The following is a 2,992-nucleotide window of genomic DNA, read 5'->3' on the forward strand; positions in this document are numbered from 1 at the left end:
GCACCCGACGCCCCCACCGGCCCGGCGGAGGGCGCCGAGCCCCGTCCGCGCGCGGTCCTGCTCGCCGGCGGGGGCACGGCCGGCCACGTCAACCCGCTGCTCGCCGTCGCCGAGGAGCTGCGCGCCCGCGACCCCGAGCTGCGCGTCGCCGCGCTGGGCACGGCGGAGGGCCTGGAGGCCCGGCTGGTCCCGGAGCGCGGCCTCGAGATGTTCGTCGTGCCGAAGGTGCCGCTGCCGCGCCGCCCGACGCTCGACTGGGTGCGGCTGCCCCGGCTGCTGCGCGAGGCGGTGGACGCCGCGGGCGCCGCGATCGACGAGCTCGGCGCCGGCGCCGTCGTCGGCTTCGGCGGGTACGTCTCCACCCCGGCCTACCTCGCCGCCCGGTCGCGGGGCGTGCCGGTCGTCGTGCACGAGCAGAACGCGCGCGCGGGGCTCGCGAACCGGCTCGGCGCCCGTCGCGCCGCGGCGGTCGCGGTGACCTTCCCCGGCACCCGGCTGCCCCGCGCCCAGGTGACCGGGCTGCCGCTGCGCCCGGAGATCGTCGACCTGCTGGCCGAGCGCGCGGCGGACGCGGGCGCGACCCGGCGCCGGGCCGCCGCCGAGCTCGGCTTCGACCCCGAGCGCGTCACCCTGCTCGTCACCGGCGGCTCGCTCGGCGCGCTGTCCGTGAACCGCGCGGTGGCGGCCCAGGCGCGCGCGATCCTCGCGACCGGCGCCGAGGTGCTGCACCTGACCGGTGCGGGCAAGGCCGAGGACGTGCGGGCGGCGGTCCGCGGCGTCCCCGGGGCCGAGCGGTACCACGTGCGGGAGTACCTGGCCGAGATGGAGCAGGCGCTGGCCGTCGCGGACCTGGTGGTCTGCCGGTCCGGCGCGGGCACCGTGAGCGAGCTCGCGGCCCTCGGCATCCCGGCGGTCTACGTGCCGCTGCCCGTGGGCAACGGCGAGCAGCGCCTCAACGCCCAGCCGGTCGTCGCGGAGGGCGGCGGCGTGCTGGTGGCGGACGAGGCGCTGACGGGGGAGTGGATCGCGCAGCACCTGCTGCCGCTGCTCGCGCCCGAGGCGGCCGACCAGCGGCACGAGATGGGCCGGGCGGCCGCGCGGGTCGGCGTCCCGGACGCGGCCGGGCGGGTCGCGGACCTCGTCGAGGACGCGCTGGCCGAGGGCGAGCGGCTCGCGGCCGAGCGCGCCGAGGCGGAGCGCGTCGCGGCCGAGCGGGCGGCGGCGCAGGAGGCCGAGCGGGCGGAGCGGGCCGAGCGCGCCGAGCAGGACCGGTTGGCCGCCGAGCGGGCCGAGGCCGAGCGGGCCGCCGCGGACGCGGCCGACGACTCCGCGGACGCCGCCGCCGACGCGCCCGCCGACCTCGGCGCCAGCCCGGACACCGACCCCGCCACGCGCGGCGACGCGGCCCCGGCCCCGGCGCCGCTGACCGTGGCGACCCCGGCCGTCGCCCCGGGCGCCTCCGGCACCACCGACCGACCCGCCCCGGCCGGCGCGCTCGCCGACCTCGGCCGGGTGCACCTCGTCGGCGTCGGCGGCGCGGGCATGTCCGCGATCGCCGGCCTGCTGGCCGCGCGCGGCCTCGCGGTCTCGGGCTCGGACGCCAAGGAGGGCCCGGCCCTCGACGGTCTGCGCGCCGCGGGCGTGACGGTGCACGTCGGCCACGACGCCGCGCACGTCGAGGACGTCGACTCGGTCGTGCTGTCGAGCGCCATCCGGGACAGCAACCCCGAGCTGGCGCGGGCGCGCGAGCTCGGGCTGCCGGTGCTGCACCGGTCCGAGGCGCTGGCCGCGCTCATGGCCGGTCGCATCGGCATCGCGGTCGCCGGTGCGCACGGCAAGACCACGACCTCGGCGATGGTCGCCACGGCCCTGGCCGCGGCCGGCCGCGAGGACGAGGTGCTCGACCCGTCGTACGCGATCGGCGGCACGGTGCTCAGCCCCGAGGGTGCGACGCCGGGCTACCGCACCGGCGCCGGCGAGGCGTTCGTCGCCGAGGCCGACGAGTCGGACGGCTCGTTCCTGGCGTACGCGCCCGCCGTCGCGGTCGTCACGAACGTCGAGCCCGACCACCTGGACCACTACGGCACGACCGAGGCCTTCGAGGCCGCGTTCGCCGCGTTCGCCGAGCGGGTGCTGGACGGCGGGGCGCTCGTCGCGTGCCTGGACGACGCCGGGGCCGCGCGCCTCGTGGCCGAGGTCGGCGAGCGGCTGACCCGGCGCGGCGTCCGCGTGCTCACCTACGGCACGGACGCGTCGATCGGCGACCTCGGCCCGGACCTCGTCGTGGGCCCCGTGGTCGCCGCCGGCGGGACCTGGCGCACCACGCTGACCTCCCGGTCCGCCGAGGTGCCCGGTGCCGACCTGGAGCTGGCCGTCCCCGGCGAGCACAACGCCGCGAACGCCGCCGCGGCCTACCTCGCGGCCTGGGCCGTGGGCGCGGACCCGGCCGCGGTCGCCGCCGGTCTCGGCGAGTTCCGCGGCACCGGCCGCCGGTTCGAGGACCGCGGCACCGCGGGGGGCGTGCGGGTGGTCGACGACTACGCGCACCACCCGACCGAGGTCGCCGCGCTGCTGCGCACCGCCCGCGGCGTGGCCGGGGACGGGGCGGTGCACGTGCTGTTCCAGCCGCACCTGTACTCCCGGACCCGCACCTTCGCCGCCGAGTTCGGCGCGGCGCTCGACCTGGCGGACACCGTCGTCGTCACCGACGTGTACGCGGCGCGCGAGGACCCGGACCCCGAGGTGTCGGGCGACACGATCGTGCAGCGGGTGCCCACGCCCGGGCGGGCGCGGTTCGTCGCCGACCGGCACGAGGCGGCCCGCGTCGTCGCGGCCGGCGCGGCCCCCGGCGACCTGGTGCTGACCGTGGGCGCCGGCGACGTCACGGAGCTCGGGGCCGTCGTGCTGGCGGCCCTCGCGGGTGACGCCGCCGACGACGCGGCCGCCGCGGACGGCACCCCGGAGGCGGAGCAGGCGTGACGCCCCCGCAGCG

1 protein-coding gene is annotated in these 2,992 nt (G+C 80.1%); it reads left to right on the top strand.

The features are described 5' to 3' along the window. The coding region (murC, locus tag G6556_RS20325; protein ID WP_346774995.1) for a UDP-N-acetylmuramate--L-alanine ligase at window positions 1-2,979 on the top strand (2,979 nt) is incomplete at its 5' end. Window positions 2,980-2,992: the final 13 nt, after the last annotated feature.

Source organism: Cellulomonas sp. IC4_254, assembly GCF_011603975.1.
In the GTDB taxonomy this organism is placed as follows: Bacteria; Actinomycetota; Actinomycetes; order Actinomycetales; family Cellulomonadaceae; genus Cellulomonas.